Source organism: Pseudomonas sp. IT-P74 (assembly GCF_949768175.1).
In the GTDB taxonomy this organism is placed as follows: domain Bacteria; phylum Pseudomonadota; class Gammaproteobacteria; order Pseudomonadales; family Pseudomonadaceae; genus Aquipseudomonas.
Genome location: NZ_CATKQD010000001.1, coordinates 246,652 through 265,109 on the forward strand (window position 1 = coordinate 246,652; position 18,458 = coordinate 265,109).

The window sequence follows — 18,458 nt, forward strand, 5'->3', positions numbered from 1 at the left end:
GAAGGCAGGAGTGCTGATTGAGCCGTGACTCGGGGTGCGAGGAGGGGAGAAGTTTGGGTATGCCGGTGGTGATCATTCGTGGTTCTCACCACCGGCAGTTTTGCTTAGCCGACAGATCTTAACGGGATCGTGTCATTGAGCTGTTCAAGCATCGTTTTGCAGTACCAATCATCAAACTGACACACACCAATTTCGCTGGCCACCGACAATGGGCCCGGCTCGTAAGCAGGAGAGCTGACGCCGACCTGTGCGCCTTCAACCAAGGTGCGATCCTGGTCATTGGTTGCAAGCCAAACCTTGGTCAGGCGATCGATGTCGTAGTCGACACCTTCCTGCGCGTCCTTCTTGACGATCCATTTTGTAGTGACCAACGTTTCGCCCGGACCGATGGGCAGAACGCGGAAGCTCAGCGCGTGATCGCCCAGAAAGTGGTTCCAGGTCGATGGGTAGTTGAAATACAGCAGCGCACCGATGTTGGCTTCACCGGTTGTGTCCAAGCGACCGGCAACCGCAGGCTTGCCATCCATTGTGTAGCTGACGGCACCGGAAAAAAGGGGGATGCGCGTCATGCGGAAGCGACCGTCTTCGTCCATGACCAATCGGCTGGGCAGGCCTGCCGCTTCGCAACGATCCCAATGCTCTTTGAGTTCAAGATCCTCATCGCCTCCGGCGCCACCCACTGATGGGTTGTCGACGAATGAGTGCATCAATTCCGGGTGAGTAAAATCGCAGTGGTAACACTCGCGGTTGTTCTCGAAAACCAGTTTCCAGTTACCTTTCTCGATGATGTTCGACTCAAACGCGACTTTACAGTCGTCCAGGTTATGAGGCGCAACGAAAGGCGTCAGAGATTTTCTGAATGACGAAAAGTCAGGCGCCACATCAGCGACGCACACATAGATGTACGTTTCGACGACCTCACAATGCACGGACTTCAAGCCATGCTGTGACTTGTCGAAGTCCTCCCCCATGTTTCCGGCGAAAAGCAGTCTGCCATCCAGTTCGAATGTCCATTTGTGGTAAGGGCACACCAGCTTGGCGACCTTGCCGCTCGCTTGCGGGCATACCTTGGAGCCGCGATGACGACAAGCGTTGTGGAATGCACGAATCTGCTTGTCTGCGCCACGGACGATCGCGACAGGGTAATCGCCGATTTGCAGCGACAGGTACTGACCCGACTTCTCCAGCTCAAATGTGTGCCCGGCGAAGATCCAGCTTTTGTGCCAGATCTGTTCCAGATCCTGCCTGTAGACATCTGGGTCGCTATAGAGGGTACCTGGCAGCGCATGGTCAGGCTTGCGCTGCGCAACAAGATTTGAAACTGCCGATTTAGTGCTCACGGTCAACACACTCCAAAATACCAAAGGGACGACAAAAGACCATTGTTTGCATCAATCTCGATATTGGGTAACGTCATTTCGCCGATAAAATATCGCTGTTGTAAAGACTACGTCTGCAATCACACCCCAACAAGAAACTTTTACGCTTATCAATGCATAAACAAATGTTATCGATCGATAGCGTAGCTTTAAGCTGCTGTTCGTAACCAATTGATTTTAAAGGATTAATAATTTTCGACTCTGTGCGCTATATCGCTTTAAAGATGTCTATGCGAGGAAGACACGCTATTGACCACTCTATTGCCCCATGCCAGTCTGGATTCAACAGCTAACGGTACTTAGTCAGTAAAACAACCTCTGGCGATCTCGTGCTTGAGCATTGGGAACTGTCCCGTAAAGCATAGAGATCTTTATCGCGCCTCAAGGCATTAAAGCTGACGCGTTTGTTGATCTTCCACCTAACTCCCATTCGGAGCATTTATCTTGAAATTTGAAGGTATTTATACGCCAGCAGTAACTCCTTATAACTCTGATGGGGAGATTGACTGGGATGTGTACTCCCAAGTTTTGGAGTCGCTGATTGAGGCGAAGGTGCACGGCATTATTATCGGCGGGTCGACCGGCGAGTATTATGCGCAGACGTCGGAAGAACGCACCGAGTTGGCGGCCTACGCCAAAGACGTGATTGGCACGCGGGTGCAACTGATCGTCAGTACCGGGGCGATTCGCACCGAAGATGCGGTTCAGTACGCCAAGGATGCCAAATCGATCAAAGCGGACGCCATTCTTGTCACGTCCCCGCCTTATGCGCTGCCAACCTCACAGGAAAACGCGATTCACGCGCTCACTATCGATCGCGCAGCGAACTTGCCGATCATGCTTTACAACTATCCGGGGCGCATGTGCGTTTCGATGGATGAAGAATACTTCACGCGTGTCAGCCAATCGAAAAACGTCATCGCCATCAAGGAAAGCTCCGGCGACATGGGCCAGGTGCATAGGCTGGCCCGGCAGTTCCCCAATATCGCCTTGTCCTGCGGATGGGACGACCAGGCCCTCGAGTTTTTTGCCTGGGGCGCCCGCAGTTGGGTGTGCGCAGGTTCCAACTTCCTGCCCAGGGAACACGTTGCGCTTTATGAAGCCTGCGTGATCGAAAAGAACTTCGACAAAGGCCGTCAAATCATGTCGGCAATGATGCCGCTGATGAATGCCCTGGACGGTGGCAAGTTCGTGCAGTCGATCAAGTACGGCTGTGAAGTTGCCGGATTGAACGTCGGTAACGTGCGCCTGCCGTTGCAGCCACTTGAAGCGGACGAAAAACAGCGTTTCGCGTCGGTCATTACTGAACTCAAACGTAACGTAGCCAACATTACTTCGGGAGCCAGCCATGGGTGATCTTCTGAGCAAGGCCGAATACGCTGCTCTGGCCAAAGACATTTCGCTGCCATCCAGGGCGTTCATCAATGGCGCGTTCAAGCCCGCGATCTCTGGCAAAACCTTCGCCACGAACAATCCGGCAACCGGTGCCTTTTTGACCGACATCGCAGCTTGTTCGTCCGATGATGTCGACTTCGCGGTGAGCAATGCCAAGGAGGCCTTTGAGGATGGACGCTGGAGATCTGTTTCGCCTCGGGAGCGCAAAGCGGTTCTGTTGAAGTTTGCAAACCTGCTTGAAAGCCATCAACACGAACTGGCCGTTCTCGAAAGTCTCGATAGCGGCAAACCGGTCAGTGAATGTCAGTTGGTCGACATCCCGGACACCATCCACACGATCCGCTGGCACGCAGAACTGATCGACAAGATTTATGACAACACCGCCCCGGTGGGCAGCGACGCGCTGACCATGGTGGTCCGGGAGCCGATCGGCGTGGTGGGCTGCGTATTGCCCTGGAACTTCCCGCTGCTGATGCTGGCCTGGAAAATCGGCCCGGCGCTCGCTGCGGGCTGTTCGGTCATCGTCAAACCTGCCGAACAAACATCACTGACCACGTTGCGCGTTGCTCAGTTGGCGTTTGAAGCCGGTATACCCGCCGGGGTCCTCAACATTGTGACCGGCACGGGCAAAGAGGTCGGCGAGCCCATTGGCTTGCATAACGACGTCGACATGGTGAGCTTTACCGGTTCCACTGCGACCGGCCGCCGCTTCCTGCATTACGCCGCCGATTCGAACCTGAAGCGCATCGTCCTTGAGTGCGGCGGGAAAAACCCGGCCGTGGTGATGGACGATGCGCAAGACCTGGATCTCGTCGCTCAGCATGTCGTCAATGGCGCGTTCTGGAATATGGGCGAGAACTGCTCCGCGACCTCGCGTCTGATCGTCCATGCGTCTGTTAAAGACGAGCTGCTGGAGCGCATGGGCGCCTACATCCGCGAATGGAAGATGGGCGACCCACTTGATCCGGAAAACCGCGTAGGGTCGCTGGTCAGCCCTGAGCATTTCGCAAAAGTGAAGTCGTACCTTGAGCACGCCACCGCCGGAAAGCTTGAAGTGGTTTACGGTGGTGCGACCAAAGACGGTGCCTTCGTAGAGCCGACCGTGATAGACGGTGTCGGTCCAGACAACCGTCTGTTTCAGGAAGAGATCTTCGGCCCGATTCTTTCGGTCACCACCTTCAATACGATCTCGGAAGCGATTGCCCTGGCCAATAACACGGTCTACGGCCTGGCAGCCTCGGTGTACACCGCCAGTCTGCGCCGGGCGATCAGGTTGTCGCGGGAAATTCGCGCGGGCATCGTCACGGTGAACTGCTTTGGTGAGGGCGATGCTTCGACGCCATTCGGCGGCTACAAGGAGTCGGGCTTCGGCGGTCGGGACAAATCCATTTTTGCCCATGACCAGTACACCGAAATCAAAACAATCTGGATCGATGTGTCTGATCGGTCGGATGAAGAGACCGAAAAATGAGCACCCATACCATCAAGCGCCTGCCGGTAGATACCGGGGTTTCGGGTTGGGAGGCGATTTCCGCACGCACTGCGCCTGTCCGCATGCTTGATGGAAACGTGACGGCGGACTGGCTGATTATCGGTGCCGGTTTTGCCGGCTTGTCCGCCGCTCGCAGACTTTCACAGTTACACCCCGGTGACAGCATTGTTGTGGTCGATGCTCATGAAGTCGCCAAGGGGCCGGCAGGCAGGAACTCTGGTTTCATGATCGATGTGCCGCACAGTCTGTCGTCCGGGGAATACTCCGTGGCGAGTGAGTCTGCAACGGCGCTGGAAATCACGCAAAATCGTTTTGCGATTGATTTTGCCGCGCAAGCCGCACGCGAGTACGGCATGTCCACAAACACCTTTGACCCATCAGGGAAGATCAACGCGGCCGCCACTGAGCGGGGATTGAAGCTGAACGTCAATTACGCTCAATCCCTTGAGCGCATCGGCGAGAAGTTCGAGATGTTTGATGCCGCGCAAATGCGCGAAATCACCGGGTCCACCTATTACCACGGTGGGATCTACACGCCCGGTGCAGTGTTGATTCAACCCGCGCAATACATTAGAGACCTGGCAGCAGGGCTGGAAGGGAAAATCACGCTGTTCGAACGCTCTCCGATTATTGAGTTGACCAGGCAGGGAAGCGGTTGGAGCGCTCGATCTCATAACGGGACGGTGCACGCACCCAAGGTCATTTTGGGGGTTAACGGGCACATTGAAGACTTTGGACATTATCAAGGACGCCTGTTGCACGTCTTCACTTACGCCTCCATGACGGCCGCGTACAGTGATGATGCATTCAAGAAAGACGTGCCGGGTAGAGCCAAGTGGGCATTGTTGCCAGCCGATCCAATGGGAGCGACTGTTCGTAAAATCTCTACGGACGGTCTCTCGCGTATCGTCATCCGGACAAAGTTCACCTATGACCCGAGTATCCAGGTCACGCCAGAGCGTGTAGCGGCGGTGGCCAAGGAGCAGCGACACTCCTTGGACGCCCGCTTTCCGGAATTGAAATCCACTGCGTTGGAATTCAGTTGGGCCGGCCGTCTGTGTTTGAGTCGTAACAGCGCCGCTGCATTTGGCGAGATCGAAGAAAACCTGTATTCGGCTTGCTGCGAAAATGGGTTGGGAACGGTCAAGAGCACTCTGGCAGGTGTAATGGCGGCGGAATTGGCTTCGGGTATACGTTCTGATTTTCTGGAAAGTATCAGTCACGCGCCAGGGCCCAGCAGGCTCCCCCCCCAAATAATAACGAAGCTGGGTGTCAGTTCGGTCATTCGCTGGCATGAATTTTGGGCCGGGCGAGAAGGTTAACAAGTTTAAGTTGGCGGCTTTTCCTATATGGAGAGCATTTTTTCGATTCAGATCCGCGTGCGTGAACTGCCAGTGTTTATGTGCCTATCACGGACATCATTGCGATGGGTGCCGAGGTCAAGAATGGCAGGGGAGGAGCCATAAGCTGCACGCAGCGCTCTTGGCCATTTGTTACCCTGTGTACCAAAGAACAGGTCAGGGTAAAGAAGCGAGACGTAAAGTGATCGAACGACGAGATTTCAGCGGGTGTATGAAAGGTAAAAACCTGCGCTATGTGGAAGAGACCCGGAGTGAGCCGACGGCCCATGCCCGGGCAGGATTTTTACTGCTCGAGCACTTCTCGTTGCCTGCATTTACGCAAGCGCTCGATACGATTGTCACTGCCAACCTTTTGCGTCCTGCGTTGTTCTCTTCACGAACCTTCGGGGTGCAGGACGGAGAGGTGACCAGCGACCTTGGCCTGGTCATTCGACCGGATGCGCGTCTGGACGTGGCAGCACTCAAAGACCTTGATTTGCTGGTCATATGCGGCGGTTATCGCACCGAACTCAAAGTCAATCACGAGCTGATCAGCATCCTTAAAACGGCATCGGAACTGGGTATCACCCTGGCCGGGCTGTGGAATGGGGCGTGGTTTTTGGGCGTGTCAGGTTTGCTTGAGGGGTATCGTTGTGCGATTCATCCCGAACACCGACCTGCGCTCGCAGAAATTTCAAAAGTCACGCATGTCACCAGTGAAGCATTTGTCATGGATCGAGACCGGCTGACGGCTTCGAGTCCGGCGGGTGCCTATCATATGGTTCTCGAGTGGATCAAAGGACTGCACGGCAAGGCACTTGTCGAGGGCATCGAAGACATTCTGTCTTTCGAAGAGTCGCGGTATCGGCGTATCAAACCGACACAGAACATCTCGTTGAGCGCTCCCCTCAAAGAGGTGGTCAAGCTGATGGACGCCAACCTGGAAGAACCGTTGCAAATGGACCAACTGGCGGTCTATGCCGGACGCTCCCGTCGACAAATAGAGCGCTTGTTCAAAGAGCAACTGGGTACCACGCCGCAACGGTATTACCTGGAATTGCGCATTACCGAAGCACGGCGATTACTTCAGCACACAGAGCTGTCTCAGGTTGACGTGCTGGTCGCATGCGGCTTTGTTTCACCGAGCCATTTCAGTAAATGCTACAGCTCGTACTTCGGTTACCGGCCTTCGAGAGAAACGCGGTTGGTGAAGTAAAAACCGGGCTGTCGAAAAAATTCAGGGAGGAGGGCATGACCGAGTTGCGATTGAAGTGTGACCGAACAAAAAATGCCGCGCCCACCGTTGCTGCGAGTCCTGGCGTCGCAAGGCCCCAACTCGGGATTTTTTTATGCCTGCTTTCAATGCTTATCTTTGCGAGCCAGGACGGAATAACCAAGTTGCTTGTCAAAGACTTCCCGGTTGCCCAACTGGTCATGGTGCGCTATTGGGTGTTTGTCGTTTTTGCCCTCGGATATGCCGCCTACCAAGGTAGGGGCAAAGAGTCATTTCGCAGTAAGCACCCTTGGCTCCAAATCATTCGAGCGCTGTTAGCCGTGGGTGAAACCATACTGTTTGCAGTGGGGCTACGATATTTGGGCCTGGCCGAAATGCATGCGCTCTATGCCGTATTTCCGCTGATTGCACTGGCATTGGCGGGGGCCGTGCTTGGGGAGTTCATAGGTCTGCGGCGCTGGATTGCCGCCGCCATAGGGTTCACCGGGACACTGATCATCCTTCGACCAGGCGCGGGCGTTTTTGAACTCGCGGCGCTGATTCCCCTGCTGGCTGCTTTAACATTCGCGGTGTTCAACGTACTGACGCGCCGGATTAGCCAGCACGACGCCTTTGCTACGAACATGCTCTTTATGGCAAGTGTGGGTGCCCTGACAGTCACATTTGCGGGGCTACCCGCATGGGTTTCTCCGACTCCGGTCCAGGGCCTCTTGATGGGGATCCTGTCATTGACGGGCGTAGTCGCTCAGATTCTGTTCATTCAAGCACTGAAATACGCAACCGCTTCTACCCTGCAGCCTTTCAACTATGCGCTTCTGGTGTTCGCCACTTTGATTGGTGTGATCGTCTTTGCCGAGCGCCCCGACACATGGGTAGTTGTCGGAGCAACGTTGGTGATTATCGGTGGGCTGTATGCGATTAAAGCCAAGGCGTGAGCACTCAACGCGTGCCCGTCACGAAATTTTGCAGCGCAGGAGAGTCAGTGACTCCCTCCATTGCAAGTCAGGCTGTCAGGCTGATTCGATCAAAACGGCAGTGGCAGTTTCGCTGTGCGCCCCCCATCCACCACGAGCACCTGCCCGGTAATGAAGGCCGATGACTGCGAAGCGAGGAAAACGACTGTCCCGCCGACATCCGCCGGCAACCCGGTGCGTCCGACCGGGTGAAGGCGCTGGAGTGCCTGGCGCGCCGCGTGCGGATCAGCTTGAGCGGCGAGATATGCATCACTCAACTCGGAGTTTATCCACCCTGGAGCAATGGCATTGCAGCGAATGCCGTCCCGTCCGAGATCGACTGCCAAGGCTCGGGTCAGCCCATGGATGCCAGCCTTGGAGGCACAGTACGCGGCATGTTCAGGGTTGGCGCCTATTCCTTCGATCGACCCGATGTTGATGATGCTGCCACCGCCTCGCTGACGCATCTGAGGCACCAACGCCTTGCACAAGAACGCTGGTGCCCGCAGATTGACAGCCATCATGCGATCCCAGTCCTGCTCGGTCATCTCATCAATCGATTTTTCGAACATGAACCCTGCATTATTCACCAGGACATCGACTCCGCCGAGCTGCTCCCGGGCTATTTGCGCGATCAAACCGGGGGACTCCACCGCAGCGAGATCTGCCTCGACGAAATAGACCTGAGGGTGATTTTGCAAGTCGGCGTCCAGTGCCTGACGCTGAGCGATCAACACCGTAGCTCCCGCCACAAGCAATTGTTCGGTGATGCCTCGGCCAATCCCTCTGCCGCCCCCGGTCACCACTACATTTTTACCGTTGAGCATAGCTACTTCTCCTTAGCCGGACACCGGCTTGGCGCCTGTGACTTCTACCGTTTCACCGGCGATGTACCTGGCCTCGTCGGACGCCAGAAATGCGATGACATCCGCAATGTCTTCGGGCTCGGCGATACGGCCTAGCGGCACGCTCTTGTTTAACTCTTGCACGGCTTTGTCCGGATCCAGGCCGCGACGTTCAAAGCCGCTGCGTATCATCGGGGTATTGATTTCGTGCGGGCACACGGCGTTGACACGGATGCCCAAAGGGGCGCAATCGCGGCCCAGATTTTTGGTCAAAGCCGCGACGGCCCCTTTGCTTGTGCAATACGCCACGTGGGCGGGGCCTGGATAAATTCCCCAGACAGATGATGTGTTGACGATTGCGGCGCCCGGGCGATTTTTCATGTGCGGTATCGCGGCACGGCAGATGAAGAACACCGCATTCAGGTTTACGCCCATGGCGTCGAACCACATGTCGTCAGTGGTTTCCTCTATCGTGCCGCGGGGAATGATGCCCGCATTGTTCAATACGATATCGATCCCCGAAAAAACATCGACGGCCGTTTGGACAATCGCTTCGCAATATTCTTTTCGGCGTAAATCGCCTGCCACGTAGTGCACTTCGGCGCCCAGGTCACGAACTTTGGCTGAGATTGATTTGCAACCGGCTTCGTCAAGATCAGATAAAACAAGCTTTGCGCCTTCTCGGGCGAACAATAACGCCAATGCCTGTCCGACACCGCCAGCAGCGCCGGTAATGACCACCACCTTATTATTGAATTTCATAGGGCAACCTAATAGTTTTTGGTGCAGCCATTATTTAATTTCAATGGAATGCAGCGTCCAATAACTTTTTTACAGGGCCAAAGATAACGTGGCGTTATCCTGAAATTTTTGACTCGATAGTTTTTTCTGGTGTCCGCGAAGTCTTGATAAAAGTGTCCGCACTTTTTCAAAAAGTTAATTGATTCGGATCATTGATGACGTGCTCAATTGATTTGGCGATTGATCGTCTCGAAAATGTACGCCCCTGTACATGCCGTGTACGCCACGGATCCTGAGGTGTACAGTGGCGAAGAATTTTCAAATAAAGGTGCACCCGAATGTCACAGACAGGAAGGGCGAAAACCAAAGCGCAGGATGCCGGCTGGCGAGGCTCCGTCGATGTTTGGCTGGACGCCGCCTACGATGCTCTTAAAGAGTCGGGTGTGGATGCTGTGCGGGTGATGCCGCTGGCCAAACGCTTGAATTTGTCCCGTACCAGCTTTTACTGGTTCTATGAAGATCGCGAACAGCTGCTCGCGGCACTCCTGGCTCGATGGCGGGACAAGAACACCGGCGGTATGGTCAGCCAATGCGAGAGTTACGCAGAAAGTATTTCCGAAGCGATTCTAAATGTCTTCGAATGCTGGGTGAACCCTGAACTGTTCGACTCGCAGTTCGAATTTGCCGTGCGCAGTTGGGCGCTGCAATCGGACGAGGTCACTGCTGAAATCGCTCTGGCCGATGAAACCCGGATGAATGCCCTGGCCGCGATGTTTCGACGGTTTGGCTACGACGGCGAGGGGGCCGATGTTCGGGCCAGGACGATCTACCTCACGCAGATCGGCTACATCTCCATGAAAACCAATGAAGATATCGTCGTACGATTTCGACGGATTCCTCAGTACGTGAGTGTGTTTACCGGCAAAGTACCCAAGCGGCGCGAGCTGGACCGCTTTTATGGAAAGTTCGGCTACGCGGAAAAAGAGCCCGGCGTTTTCGTTCCCTTGGTCGATACATTCGAGGAGTCGACTGCCGATGGAGAATAGAACTCTGGGCATCATCGGGGGCACCGGCTGGCTCGGCCGCGCTATCGCCCAGGCGCTGCTCGATAGCGGGTTCATCGGGCCTGACCGTTTGCTGATCTCGAACCGCTCCGGCGTCAGTACCTTCGAGCCAGGCGTGAGACTGCAGGCCGACAACCAGCAGTTGGTGGACCTCAGCGATATTGTCGTGCTGTCCATTCGGCCGGAGCAGTTTCGTGAACTGCGGATCAACGTTCGCGGCAAGCTGGTGATTTCCCTGATGGCCGGAGTTCCGGCGGCAACCATCAGCGCGGCCACCGGTGCGGATGCAGTGGTGCGGGCCATGCCGAATGCGGCCGTGGACATCAGGCAGTCGTTCACGCCCTGGCACTGTACCGGAAACCTTGTTGAACGCGATCGCCAGTGGGTGCAACGACTGTTCGAGTGCGTGGGTTCAGCGGACGAAGTGCCTGATGAAGACTGTATCGATTACCTCAGCGCGCTGTCCGGGACTGGGCCGGCCTTTCCGGCAATGTTGCAAATGGCACTGACTAATCAGGCGGTGGCTGCGGGAATTCCCCTTGCCATCGCCCAGCGCGCTGCACAAGGCGTGGTGGTGGGGGGCGGCCAGATGCTTGCCAGCCGCGATCCGCGGCAAATGATTGAGTCGTTGATGGCTTACCGTGGTGTGACGGCAGCAGCGCTGCAGTCGATGGCCGATCAGGATATCGAATCCATTGTGGGGCGGGCAGTCAATGCAGGCGCTGAGGTTGCGCGGCGGGGAATGTAGCCGGGGCAGGGGATATACAGTGAAGGCCCGCTGAAGGGCCTTCACTGCAGAAGGCGTCATGGGACGCTCCGTGCGGCCCTTGACCGCGCCAGACGTGCCAGGGATTCAGATTTCTTTCACCAGGCGCAAAGCGTCGTAGATGGCCGCGTGGGTGTTGCGAGCAGACACGGCGTCGCCGATCCGGAACAGCTGGAAGCGTCCTTCGGGATGGGTGACGATGTTCTGTGCCGTGCCGGCGATCAGGTCATGCTGCTCTACTGCGCCGCCATTGGTGGAGAGAGGACGCAGGTCGAAGTACAAATCGTCCAGCGGAAGGGTGCCGTGGTTGACGACCACCTGATCGACCACGCGCTGCTTGTGAACCTGTCCGTAATCGCTGCCAAAGGTTGCAACGAGCCCGCCATCACGTTTTTCCACGGTATCGACCCGGTAGGTCACGGTGAAGGTGACGTCCAGGTCCTGCAGGCTGCGCATGTAGGGCACCAGGTTCATGGCCATGACTTCAGGTGCGAACGAGCGATCAGGGGTGACGATTTCGACGCTCGCACCGCTTTGCGCGATGACCTCGGCAGCCTGCAGGGCAGCATGATCCCCCGCATCGTCGAAGATCAGTACGTTGCGACCGGGCTTGATGTCGCCGGAAATGATGTCCCAGGTTGAAACCACGAGTTCGTTGCCTTTGCTGAGCACCTCGGTATCCGGCAGGCCGCCGGTCGCGACGATAACCACGTCAGGCTCGAAGGCTTGCACAGTGTCGGCTTCGGCCCAGGTATTGAAGTGAAACTTCACCCCCAGCCGTTCGCATTGCGCCATCCGCCAATCAATGATGCTGATCATCTCGCGACGACGCTCGCTCAGCGCGGTCAGACGAATTTGCCCACCGGGTTGGTCAGCGGCCTCAAGCACCGTCACGTCATGACCGCGCTCACCGGCGACCCGCGCCGCTTCCAGCCCGGCAGGGCCGGTACCGACCACGAGCACCTTGCGCTTGACGGCGGCTTTGGGAATGTCATGAGGCATGGTGGTTTCCCGCCCCGTCGCTGCATTGTGGATGCAGTAGGCCGCGCCGCCCTGGTAGATGCGATCCAGGCAATAGTTGGCGCCCACGCAGGGGCGAATGTCTTCTTCGCGCTTCTCGATGATTTTGCGCACGATGTGCGGATCGGTCATGTGCGCGCGGGTCATGCCCACCATGTCCACTTTGCCCGAGGCGATCGCGTAGCGCGCGGTGGCGACATCGGGAATCTTCGCCGCGTGGAAGGTCGGAAAGCCTGTCGACGAGCGGATCTCGCCAGCGAAATCGAGATGGGGCGAGTTGCGCATACCCTGAATCGGGATGACATCGGTCAGCCCTGCATCCGTATCGATGTGACCGCGCACGACGTTCAGGAAGTCGACCAGTCCGCTGTCCTTGAGCATGTGAGAAACCTGCATGCCCTCGCTGGCAGTGAAGCCGCCAGGCAGTTCTTCATCACCGGTGTAACGAACGCCCAGCAGAAAATCTTCGCCTACACGCTGGCGGATGCCACGCAGGATGTCGAAGGTAAAGCGCATGCGGTTTTCCAGCGACCCGCCGTAAGGGCCGTCGAGATCATTGGTCAACGGCGACCAGAACTGGTCCATCAAATGCCCGTAAGCCTGAAGCTCCAGGCCATCGAGACCTGCCGCCTTCATGCGTTCCGCGGCGTCTACATAGTCCTTGATGATCCGCTCGATGTCCCATTCCTCCATTTTCTTCGGGAAGGAGCGGTGCGACGCCTCGCGGCGGTGTGACGGCGACACCACCGGTAACCAGTCGGCCTTGTCCCAGCGGGTGCGACGGCCCAGGTGAGTCAACTGGATCATTACTGCCGCGCCATGTTCGTGGCATTCATCGGTCAGGTCCTTCAACCAACCAACTACTTCGTCCTTGTAGGCGAGCACATTGTTGAACACCGGCGGGCTGTCTCGGGATACGGCAGCGGAACCGGCAGTCATGGTCAGGGCGACACCGGCTTTGGCGCGCTCCACGTGGTAGGCGCGATAGAGATCCTTGGGCATGCCGTCCACAGGGTAGGCCGGTTCATGGGAGGTGGTCATGATCCGGTTTCTGAGGGTCAGATTCTTGATTTTATAAGGTTGCAGCAAGGGATCGCTGGACATCGTGGTGCGCTCCAAAGTGGGCTTCATCAGGCTCGGTGACTTAAAATTAGGATAAATGTACACCTGTGTCAACGTTCGATGACACAGGTGTACATTTTGCTTGCGTGCCGAAAAAACCTGGATTAACATCCGCCCAAACAAGGACGAATGTAGCTCGTCCGCGTCTGTCATCCATTTAGAAGGAGAGAAGCGTGACTGAGTTATTTGATATTCGTTTGGCCAGCAAACAAACTGCCTTCACTGAAATCCCGGTCATAGATATTTCGCCACTCATAAACGGCGAAAATCCGCTGCGGGTGGCAAGCCAGATAGGCGAAGCGTGCGAAAAGGTGGGTTTTTTTTATATAAAAAACCATGGCGTTTCGCAGCAACTGATAGACGAGATGTACAGGCTCACCAAACTTTTTTTCAAGCTTCCATCCGAAGAGAAGAACACACTTAATATCGTGAACTCCGGGCTAACGCTACGTGGTTACATCCCGATGTATGCGGAAAACGTAGATCCTGCCAATACGCGCGACTTCAAAGAGTGCTTTGATTACGGCGCCCATTACGATGAAGTTTCTCCGTTTTTTGGCCCTAATCAAATGCCGTCCGGACTGCCGCAATTCGAAACGGTTGCCGAGGCTTATCATTCAGCTGTATTGGCGCTTGCGAGAACGCTCATCGGCGGCATCGCGCTGAGTCTGGATTTGCCGCACAATTATTTTGAACAACGCCAACGCAAGCCCATCACTATTCAGCGCGTTTTGCGTTATCCGCCTCAGACAGGAAAGGTCTCCCTGGAAGAGATCGGTATTGGTGCACACACGGATTACGGCTTCCTGACAGTCCTGTCTCAAGACACAGTTGGCGGTTTACAAGTCAAGAACCGAGCAGGGGAGTGGGTTACTGCCCCACCCGTTGAAGGCACTTTTATCGTCAACATTGGTGATCTGGTTCAAACCCTCACCAACGATCGCTACACCTCGACAATGCATCGCGTCATCAATACGAGCGGTCTAGAGCGCTATTCAATACCTTTCTTTATTGATTTGGACTTCGATGCGGTTGTTGAGCCTGTGCCAACCTGCGTGAGTGAGGCTCTACCCGCGAAGTATGAAGCGTACACTTGTGGTAAACACAAATTTAAGCGTTTCGTTGATAGCTATGCGCATCTGAAAGTCGAATAGGGCGTTTTCTATGTGCATCCTGTATATGGCCGACCCCGCCGATGTGCAGAAATGGCGAGATTGCCTGTCAACGCTCGCCCCCGAACTAGAGTTCCGCCAATGGCCTGATATCGGTAACCCGGCAGAGGTGCACTACATCCTGGCTTGGGTGCCTCTTGCCGACATTGCGGAGCAGTTTGGTAATCTTCGACTCCTCTACGCTGCCGGGGCTGGAGTTGATCAGTTCGATCTGGCTCGTTTGCCTGCTAACGTGTCGCTGATACGGCTGGTAGATAGCTCGATGGCTGACATTATGGCCGAGTATGTTCTGTTTGGTGTTCTTGCCTTGCATCGAGACATCCTCGCTTACCAAGTGGATCAGCGCAGTGGTCGCTGGCAACCTCGACCAATCGTGCATGCTTCACAGCGGCGTGTTGGTGTCATGGGGGTTGGCAATCTCGGACGCGCCGCGCTTGATCGCCTTCAGCCATTGGGATTTCAGCTCAGTGGCTGGAATCGCTCTTTGAAGGAAGTGCCCGGTGGTCACTGTTACGTCGGCCCGGACGAACTGGAGGCGTTTTTAGGGCAGTGCGACATCCTAGTGAACATGTTGCCACTGACCCCCGAAACAGATGGGATACTCAATGCCGCGAGGCTCGATTGCCTGCCTCATGGAGCTGGACTGATTAACGTGGGACGTGGCGCCCACGTTATAGAAACGGCTTTGCTTTCCGCGTTGGATGAAGGCCGTTTGGGAGGAGCCGTACTGGATGTACTGGTACAAGAGCCTCCTTCTCAAGACAACCCACTTTGGAAACACCCTCGAGTGCTCCTGACCCCTCATGTTGCAAGCGATGTGCAGATTGAAGGTGGTGTGGCAGTGATAGTTGAGAATCTTCGAAGAGAGCGTGAAGGAATGCCTCTGTTGAATGTGGTTGATCGGTCTAAAGGCTATTAGTTAGGAAGAGGAAGAGTGGAAGCTCCAGTCGAATACCATCGAGACTGACCTATAACTTAGCTCAACTAAATGGTTGTTTAGTTTAGTTATAATTTCTGGTTATTAATGAAGGAGGGGAGTTGACCAGATGATCCAGAGGTAACTCATCCTTATTCGCTATCTTCCAAATATGTGCGATATCTTCAAAGCACAGGTGTAATCGATAACAAGCCCCGTAAATAAATGGCTCCAGCCATCCACGGCGGCCATTCAAAGGAGTATGCAATGGATCATTTTCCTAGCTGGATGCTTCAACGCGCTCACAATTACCTGAAAGCCGCTGAGGTTCTGAATGCGCAAAACCTACCGCACGTTGTCCAGGTCAATGCGGAGATTGGCATGGAAATCCTGCTCAAGAGCTTTATTTCCGTACCAGCATCAAGGTACATCCGGCGAGACCTACAAACTCGACGCCGTAGCGTTGGCCGAAGCTCACCAGCATCTGCAAAGCGCCGACAAAGCCAGCCGTAAAACCCCTGATAAGCACGATCTGTTGACGTTGTTCCATGCGATGCTCGAAGCGATTCGGAGCAGCTTGGCCCTGGACAGCCAGGAAGGTTCCTTTGAGAGATTCCGCGACGTGTTCACCAACAGCCGGTATCGGTATGAGTCGAGCAGCGGAAATTTTGTGGCCCGGTAGTGATCGAGGCCTGGGCGTGCTTCAAATCTGGCCACCAGATGCTCCCACATCCGTATTGGACGTTACGCATAATGTATATTATGTTAAATCCTGTATTGAGGCAGATCCCCGCTTCACGTTCAGAGGTCCACATTCTCAAAAAATTGTGGCTTTCGATAAAAAAGGAATGCCCTTTCCCGAAGCGTTACAAAACATCAGCCGGCAACCCTAAGGCGACAAGACCGGCGCAGCGAACTTCGCCTACGGGGCATCGAAGGACTCTATAGATCTCAGAAACCACCTGCATCGTTGCGTCTTCGATCGTTCCTTCATTACGGCATAAAACCCAGCCGTGATCTGCAATCGCTCGCTCGAACGCCTTGGTACAAGCGACATGTTCTTCCAGCTTATGGATCACGGTACTACTCAGCCCACGCCGTCGTGCCGCGGCCCTGGCCCATGAAATTTCAGGCGTGGTGACAACCCCGACATGCAGGTCTGGCACTCGCACGTTTCGATCGATGTTCAGCTGTAGAATCTCTGCAAACGGGACTATCCGGCGAAACGCGGCATCAGACGGGTACCAGCGATCGATCAAGATGATGCTGTCTGGTGGCTGTTTAGCCAGCACGTGCCGGGAAATCCAGGTACGGCTATCGGCAAAGCGCTCACAAACCTCCAACTCCAAATCCCGGGTGGGATTTCTCACGAGTTTGTTCACGAGGGCCATTGTTTCACCCCTATAGGGATCGCTTTTTTGCTCGCAAAGTCGGATCACCTTTTTGTTGTCTGCCCTCAGTACTTTCGTAACGGCCTCCAACAGTGTGGTTTTGCCGGCGCCTTTGGGCCCATCTAGAGAAACAAACAGCGGACGATTCATTCTTCACATAACGATTGATATACGGTTTTTTTCCATCTGGTCGGCCGTGACAACTGGCGGCCAACAATGGGAGATTTGCAGCGGATCAGCGTGAGAGACGAGTACGTCGAGCACTATCTCATGAGCTATCGCCACATCCAACAGCTCTCTCCCCTGCCCTCACCAGTCAGTTTTTTATACTCAGAACGAACATTCCGAGACGCTAGGGTTTGTGCAGCGGCACCCTACTGGTTCTTCCGTCTGCGCGCGAAGTACCTGGCGTCTCAACGTTTTGTCCCTTGAACGCCAGCGAAAAACAGAAAAAAATCGCTAAGGCAAAACCCGCCGGAAACAACCAGATGCTTTTCCAGTCATGGCTGTCCGCCAACGCGTAGTGATCGGTCACTTGCCCGGCGACCCAGAAGCCGATCAGCATGCCCAGACCATAGGTCGCCAGGGTAATCAGGCCTTGGGCAGAGCTTCTGAAGTGTTCCGAGGCTTTGGCATCGGTGTAGATCTGGCCCGAAACGAAGAAGAAGTCGTAGCAGATGCCGTGCAGGGCGATGCCGGTGAACAGCATAAAGGCCAAGTCGCCATTGTTTCCGTAGGCGAACAACAGGTAGCGCAAGGCCCACGCCAGCATCCCCACCAAAAGCGCGATTTTGATGCCGAAGCGCTGAATGAACAGCGGCAGGAGCAGCATGAACAGCACTTCCGAGACCTGACCGATGGCCATTTTCGCCGTGGGGTTGGTCATGCCGATGTCCGCCAGAAACGGATTGGCATTCTGGTAATAAAACGCCAGCGGAATGCAGATCAAAATGGAGGCGATGAAGAACACCAGGTAGCTGCGGTCTTGGAGCAAGCCCAAGGCGTCCAGCCCGAGCATTTGCTTGAAGCCACCGCTGCCCGACGCTGGCTTCAGGGGGGCGGTGCGCGGCAGGGTGAAGCTGTAAAGGCCCAGAACCAGAGAAGCAACCGCCGACATCAGAAAGGTATTGCGTAATCCGCCTGATGAAATTGCGCCTTGAGAGTCCCACGCAAACACAAAGCTGATGACCACACCGGCCACAATCCAACCGAGGGTGCCCCACACGCGAATACGGGAAAATTCCAGGGCCGGGTCGCTCATCTGCCGGAACGCGACCGAATTGACCAATGCCAGGGTCGGCATGTAGGTCATCATGTAGGCCAGTACGAACGGATAAAACGTGCTGAAATCTGGCGCTCGATAAAGCTGATACAGCAACACGGCGCCCACCAGGTGCAGCACGGCGAGGATGCGCTCGGCATTGAAGAAACGGTCGGCGATCAAGCCGATCACAAACGGCGCGAGGATCGCGCCCCAGGATTGTGTCGAGAATGCCATGCCGATCTGCCCGCCGCTTGCGCCCAGATTACTGGCGAGGAATGTACCGAGGGTGACGAACCATCCGCCCCAGATAAAGAACTGCAGGAACATCATGGCGCTTAATCGCGCGGTCATCATGGTCATAACA

The 18,458-nt window shown here is 55.4% G+C and carries 16 protein-coding genes; 10 read left to right on the forward strand and 6 right to left on the reverse strand.

Translation table 11 applies throughout. The features are described 5' to 3' along the window. Positions 1-104: 104 nt before the first annotated feature. Positions 105-1,340: an aromatic ring-hydroxylating oxygenase subunit alpha gene (locus ACM6J5_RS01140; protein ID WP_095942231.1), complete on the reverse strand. Its 1,236-nt coding sequence runs from the start codon at positions 1,338-1,340 to the stop codon at positions 105-107. A 483-nt stretch (positions 1,341-1,823) separates the two neighbouring features. Here ACM6J5_RS01140 and ACM6J5_RS01145 point away from each other — a divergent pair, with 483 nt between their 5' ends. From ACM6J5_RS01145 to ACM6J5_RS01165, 5 genes are all read left to right on the forward strand, one after another. After that, on the forward strand, positions 1,824-2,735 hold the full coding sequence (locus ACM6J5_RS01145; RefSeq protein ID WP_414927612.1) for a dihydrodipicolinate synthase family protein: 912 nt from the start codon (positions 1,824-1,826) through the stop codon (positions 2,733-2,735). Further along, on the forward strand, positions 2,728-4,245 hold the full coding sequence (locus ACM6J5_RS01150) for an aldehyde dehydrogenase (protein ID WP_095942154.1): 1,518 nt from the start codon (positions 2,728-2,730) through the stop codon (positions 4,243-4,245). Before ACM6J5_RS01145 ends, ACM6J5_RS01150 begins: the two co-directional genes overlap by 8 nt. Further along, a complete protein-coding gene (locus tag ACM6J5_RS01155) occupies positions 4,242-5,588 on the forward strand; it encodes an NAD(P)/FAD-dependent oxidoreductase (RefSeq protein WP_095942153.1) in 1,347 nt (448 codons plus the stop codon). Before ACM6J5_RS01150 ends, ACM6J5_RS01155 begins: the two co-directional genes overlap by 4 nt. Positions 5,589-5,808: 220 nt before the next feature. Further along, the gene (locus tag ACM6J5_RS01160; RefSeq protein ID WP_414927613.1) at positions 5,809-6,822 is read left to right on the forward strand and encodes a GlxA family transcriptional regulator; all 1,014 of its coding nucleotides are present in this window, start codon (positions 5,809-5,811) and stop codon (positions 6,820-6,822) included. Positions 6,823-6,857: 35 nt separating this feature from the next. Further along, positions 6,858-7,775: a DMT family transporter gene (locus tag ACM6J5_RS01165; protein ID WP_414927614.1), complete on the forward strand. Its 918-nt coding sequence runs from the start codon at positions 6,858-6,860 to the stop codon at positions 7,773-7,775. An 89-nt stretch (positions 7,776-7,864) separates the two neighbouring features. On the opposite strand, the gene ACM6J5_RS01170 is transcribed toward ACM6J5_RS01165, so the two are convergent. Together ACM6J5_RS01170 and ACM6J5_RS01175 are read right to left on the reverse strand one after the other, a co-directional pair. Then, a complete protein-coding gene (locus ACM6J5_RS01170) occupies positions 7,865-8,620 on the reverse strand; it encodes an SDR family NAD(P)-dependent oxidoreductase (protein WP_095942150.1) in 756 nt (251 codons plus the stop codon). Between the two features lie 12 nt (positions 8,621-8,632). Beyond that, positions 8,633-9,400 (reverse strand): SDR family NAD(P)-dependent oxidoreductase, encoded by a 768-nt coding sequence (locus tag ACM6J5_RS01175; protein ID WP_095942149.1) that lies wholly within the window; start codon positions 9,398-9,400, stop codon positions 8,633-8,635. A gap of 317 nt (positions 9,401-9,717) precedes the next feature. Here ACM6J5_RS01175 and ACM6J5_RS01180 point away from each other — a divergent pair, with 317 nt between their 5' ends. Next, complete coding sequence (locus ACM6J5_RS01180; RefSeq protein WP_095942148.1) at positions 9,718-10,425, forward strand: TetR/AcrR family transcriptional regulator; 708 nt, start codon at positions 9,718-9,720, stop codon at positions 10,423-10,425. Further along, positions 10,415-11,191 (forward strand): pyrroline-5-carboxylate reductase family protein, encoded by a 777-nt coding sequence (locus ACM6J5_RS01185; RefSeq protein ID WP_095942147.1) that lies wholly within the window; start codon positions 10,415-10,417, stop codon positions 11,189-11,191. The genes ACM6J5_RS01180 and ACM6J5_RS01185 overlap by 11 nt, the downstream gene beginning before the upstream one ends. Positions 11,192-11,296: 105 nt before the next feature. On the opposite strand, the gene ACM6J5_RS01190 is transcribed toward ACM6J5_RS01185, so the two are convergent. Continuing rightward, positions 11,297-13,333 carry an NADH:flavin oxidoreductase gene (locus ACM6J5_RS01190; RefSeq protein ID WP_150672559.1) on the reverse strand — a complete coding sequence of 679 codons (2,037 nt, stop codon included), beginning with the start codon at positions 13,331-13,333 and terminating at the stop codon, positions 11,297-11,299. Positions 13,334-13,524: 191 nt separating this feature from the next. Here ACM6J5_RS01190 and ACM6J5_RS01195 point away from each other — a divergent pair, with 191 nt between their 5' ends. The 3 genes from ACM6J5_RS01195 (at position 13,525) to ACM6J5_RS01205 (ending at position 16,121) form a co-directional block, all read left to right on the forward strand. Then, entirely contained in the window at positions 13,525-14,505 is a 981-nt protein-coding gene (locus ACM6J5_RS01195; protein ID WP_095942145.1) for an isopenicillin N synthase family dioxygenase, read from the forward strand. A gap of 10 nt (positions 14,506-14,515) precedes the next feature. After that, entirely contained in the window at positions 14,516-15,442 is a 927-nt protein-coding gene (locus tag ACM6J5_RS01200; RefSeq protein ID WP_414927615.1) for a 2-hydroxyacid dehydrogenase, read from the forward strand. A gap of 331 nt (positions 15,443-15,773) precedes the next feature. After that, positions 15,774-16,121, forward strand: a complete 348-nt coding sequence (locus ACM6J5_RS01205) for a hypothetical protein (protein ID WP_414927616.1) — start codon at positions 15,774-15,776, stop codon at positions 16,119-16,121. Positions 16,122-16,305: 184 nt separating this feature from the next. Here the strand turns inward: ACM6J5_RS01205 and ACM6J5_RS01210 are convergent, their stop codons facing one another. Then, positions 16,306-16,980 (reverse strand): dTMP kinase, encoded by a 675-nt coding sequence (locus ACM6J5_RS01210; RefSeq protein ID WP_414927617.1) that lies wholly within the window; start codon positions 16,978-16,980, stop codon positions 16,306-16,308. A 202-nt stretch (positions 16,981-17,182) separates the two neighbouring features. Continuing rightward, complete coding sequence (locus tag ACM6J5_RS01215; protein WP_414927618.1) at positions 17,183-18,454, reverse strand: nucleoside permease; 1,272 nt, start codon at positions 18,452-18,454, stop codon at positions 17,183-17,185. Between the last annotated feature and the right edge of the window lie 4 nt (positions 18,455-18,458).

Excerpts from the sequence above, each read along its gene's own strand:
- ACM6J5_RS01150 (WP_095942154.1), top strand. The coding sequence starts at position 2,728 with ATGGGTGATCTTCTGAGCAAGGCCGAATACGCTGCTCTGGCCAAAGAC.
- ACM6J5_RS01155 (WP_095942153.1), top strand. The coding sequence starts at position 4,242 with ATGAGCACCCATACCATCAAGCGCCTGCCGGTAGATACCGGGGTTTCG.
- ACM6J5_RS01165 (WP_414927614.1), top strand. The coding sequence starts at position 6,858 with ATGACCGAGTTGCGATTGAAGTGTGACCGAACAAAAAATGCCGCGCCC.
- ACM6J5_RS01170 (WP_095942150.1), bottom strand. The coding sequence starts at position 8,620 with ATGCTCAACGGTAAAAATGTAGTGGTGACCGGGGGCGGCAGAGGGATT.
- ACM6J5_RS01175 (WP_095942149.1), bottom strand. The coding sequence starts at position 9,400 with ATGAAATTCAATAATAAGGTGGTGGTCATTACCGGCGCTGCTGGCGGT.
- ACM6J5_RS01180 (WP_095942148.1), top strand. The coding sequence starts at position 9,718 with ATGTCACAGACAGGAAGGGCGAAAACCAAAGCGCAGGATGCCGGCTGG.
- ACM6J5_RS01185 (WP_095942147.1), top strand. The coding sequence starts at position 10,415 with ATGGAGAATAGAACTCTGGGCATCATCGGGGGCACCGGCTGGCTCGGC.
- ACM6J5_RS01190 (WP_150672559.1), bottom strand. The coding sequence starts at position 13,333 with ATGTCCAGCGATCCCTTGCTGCAACCTTATAAAATCAAGAATCTGACC.
- ACM6J5_RS01200 (WP_414927615.1), top strand. The coding sequence starts at position 14,516 with ATGTGCATCCTGTATATGGCCGACCCCGCCGATGTGCAGAAATGGCGA.
- ACM6J5_RS01205 (WP_414927616.1), top strand. The coding sequence starts at position 15,774 with ATGCGCAAAACCTACCGCACGTTGTCCAGGTCAATGCGGAGATTGGCA.
- ACM6J5_RS01210 (WP_414927617.1), bottom strand. The coding sequence starts at position 16,980 with ATGAATCGTCCGCTGTTTGTTTCTCTAGATGGGCCCAAAGGCGCCGGC.
- ACM6J5_RS01215 (WP_414927618.1), bottom strand. The coding sequence starts at position 18,454 with ATGACCATGATGACCGCGCGATTAAGCGCCATGATGTTCCTGCAGTTC.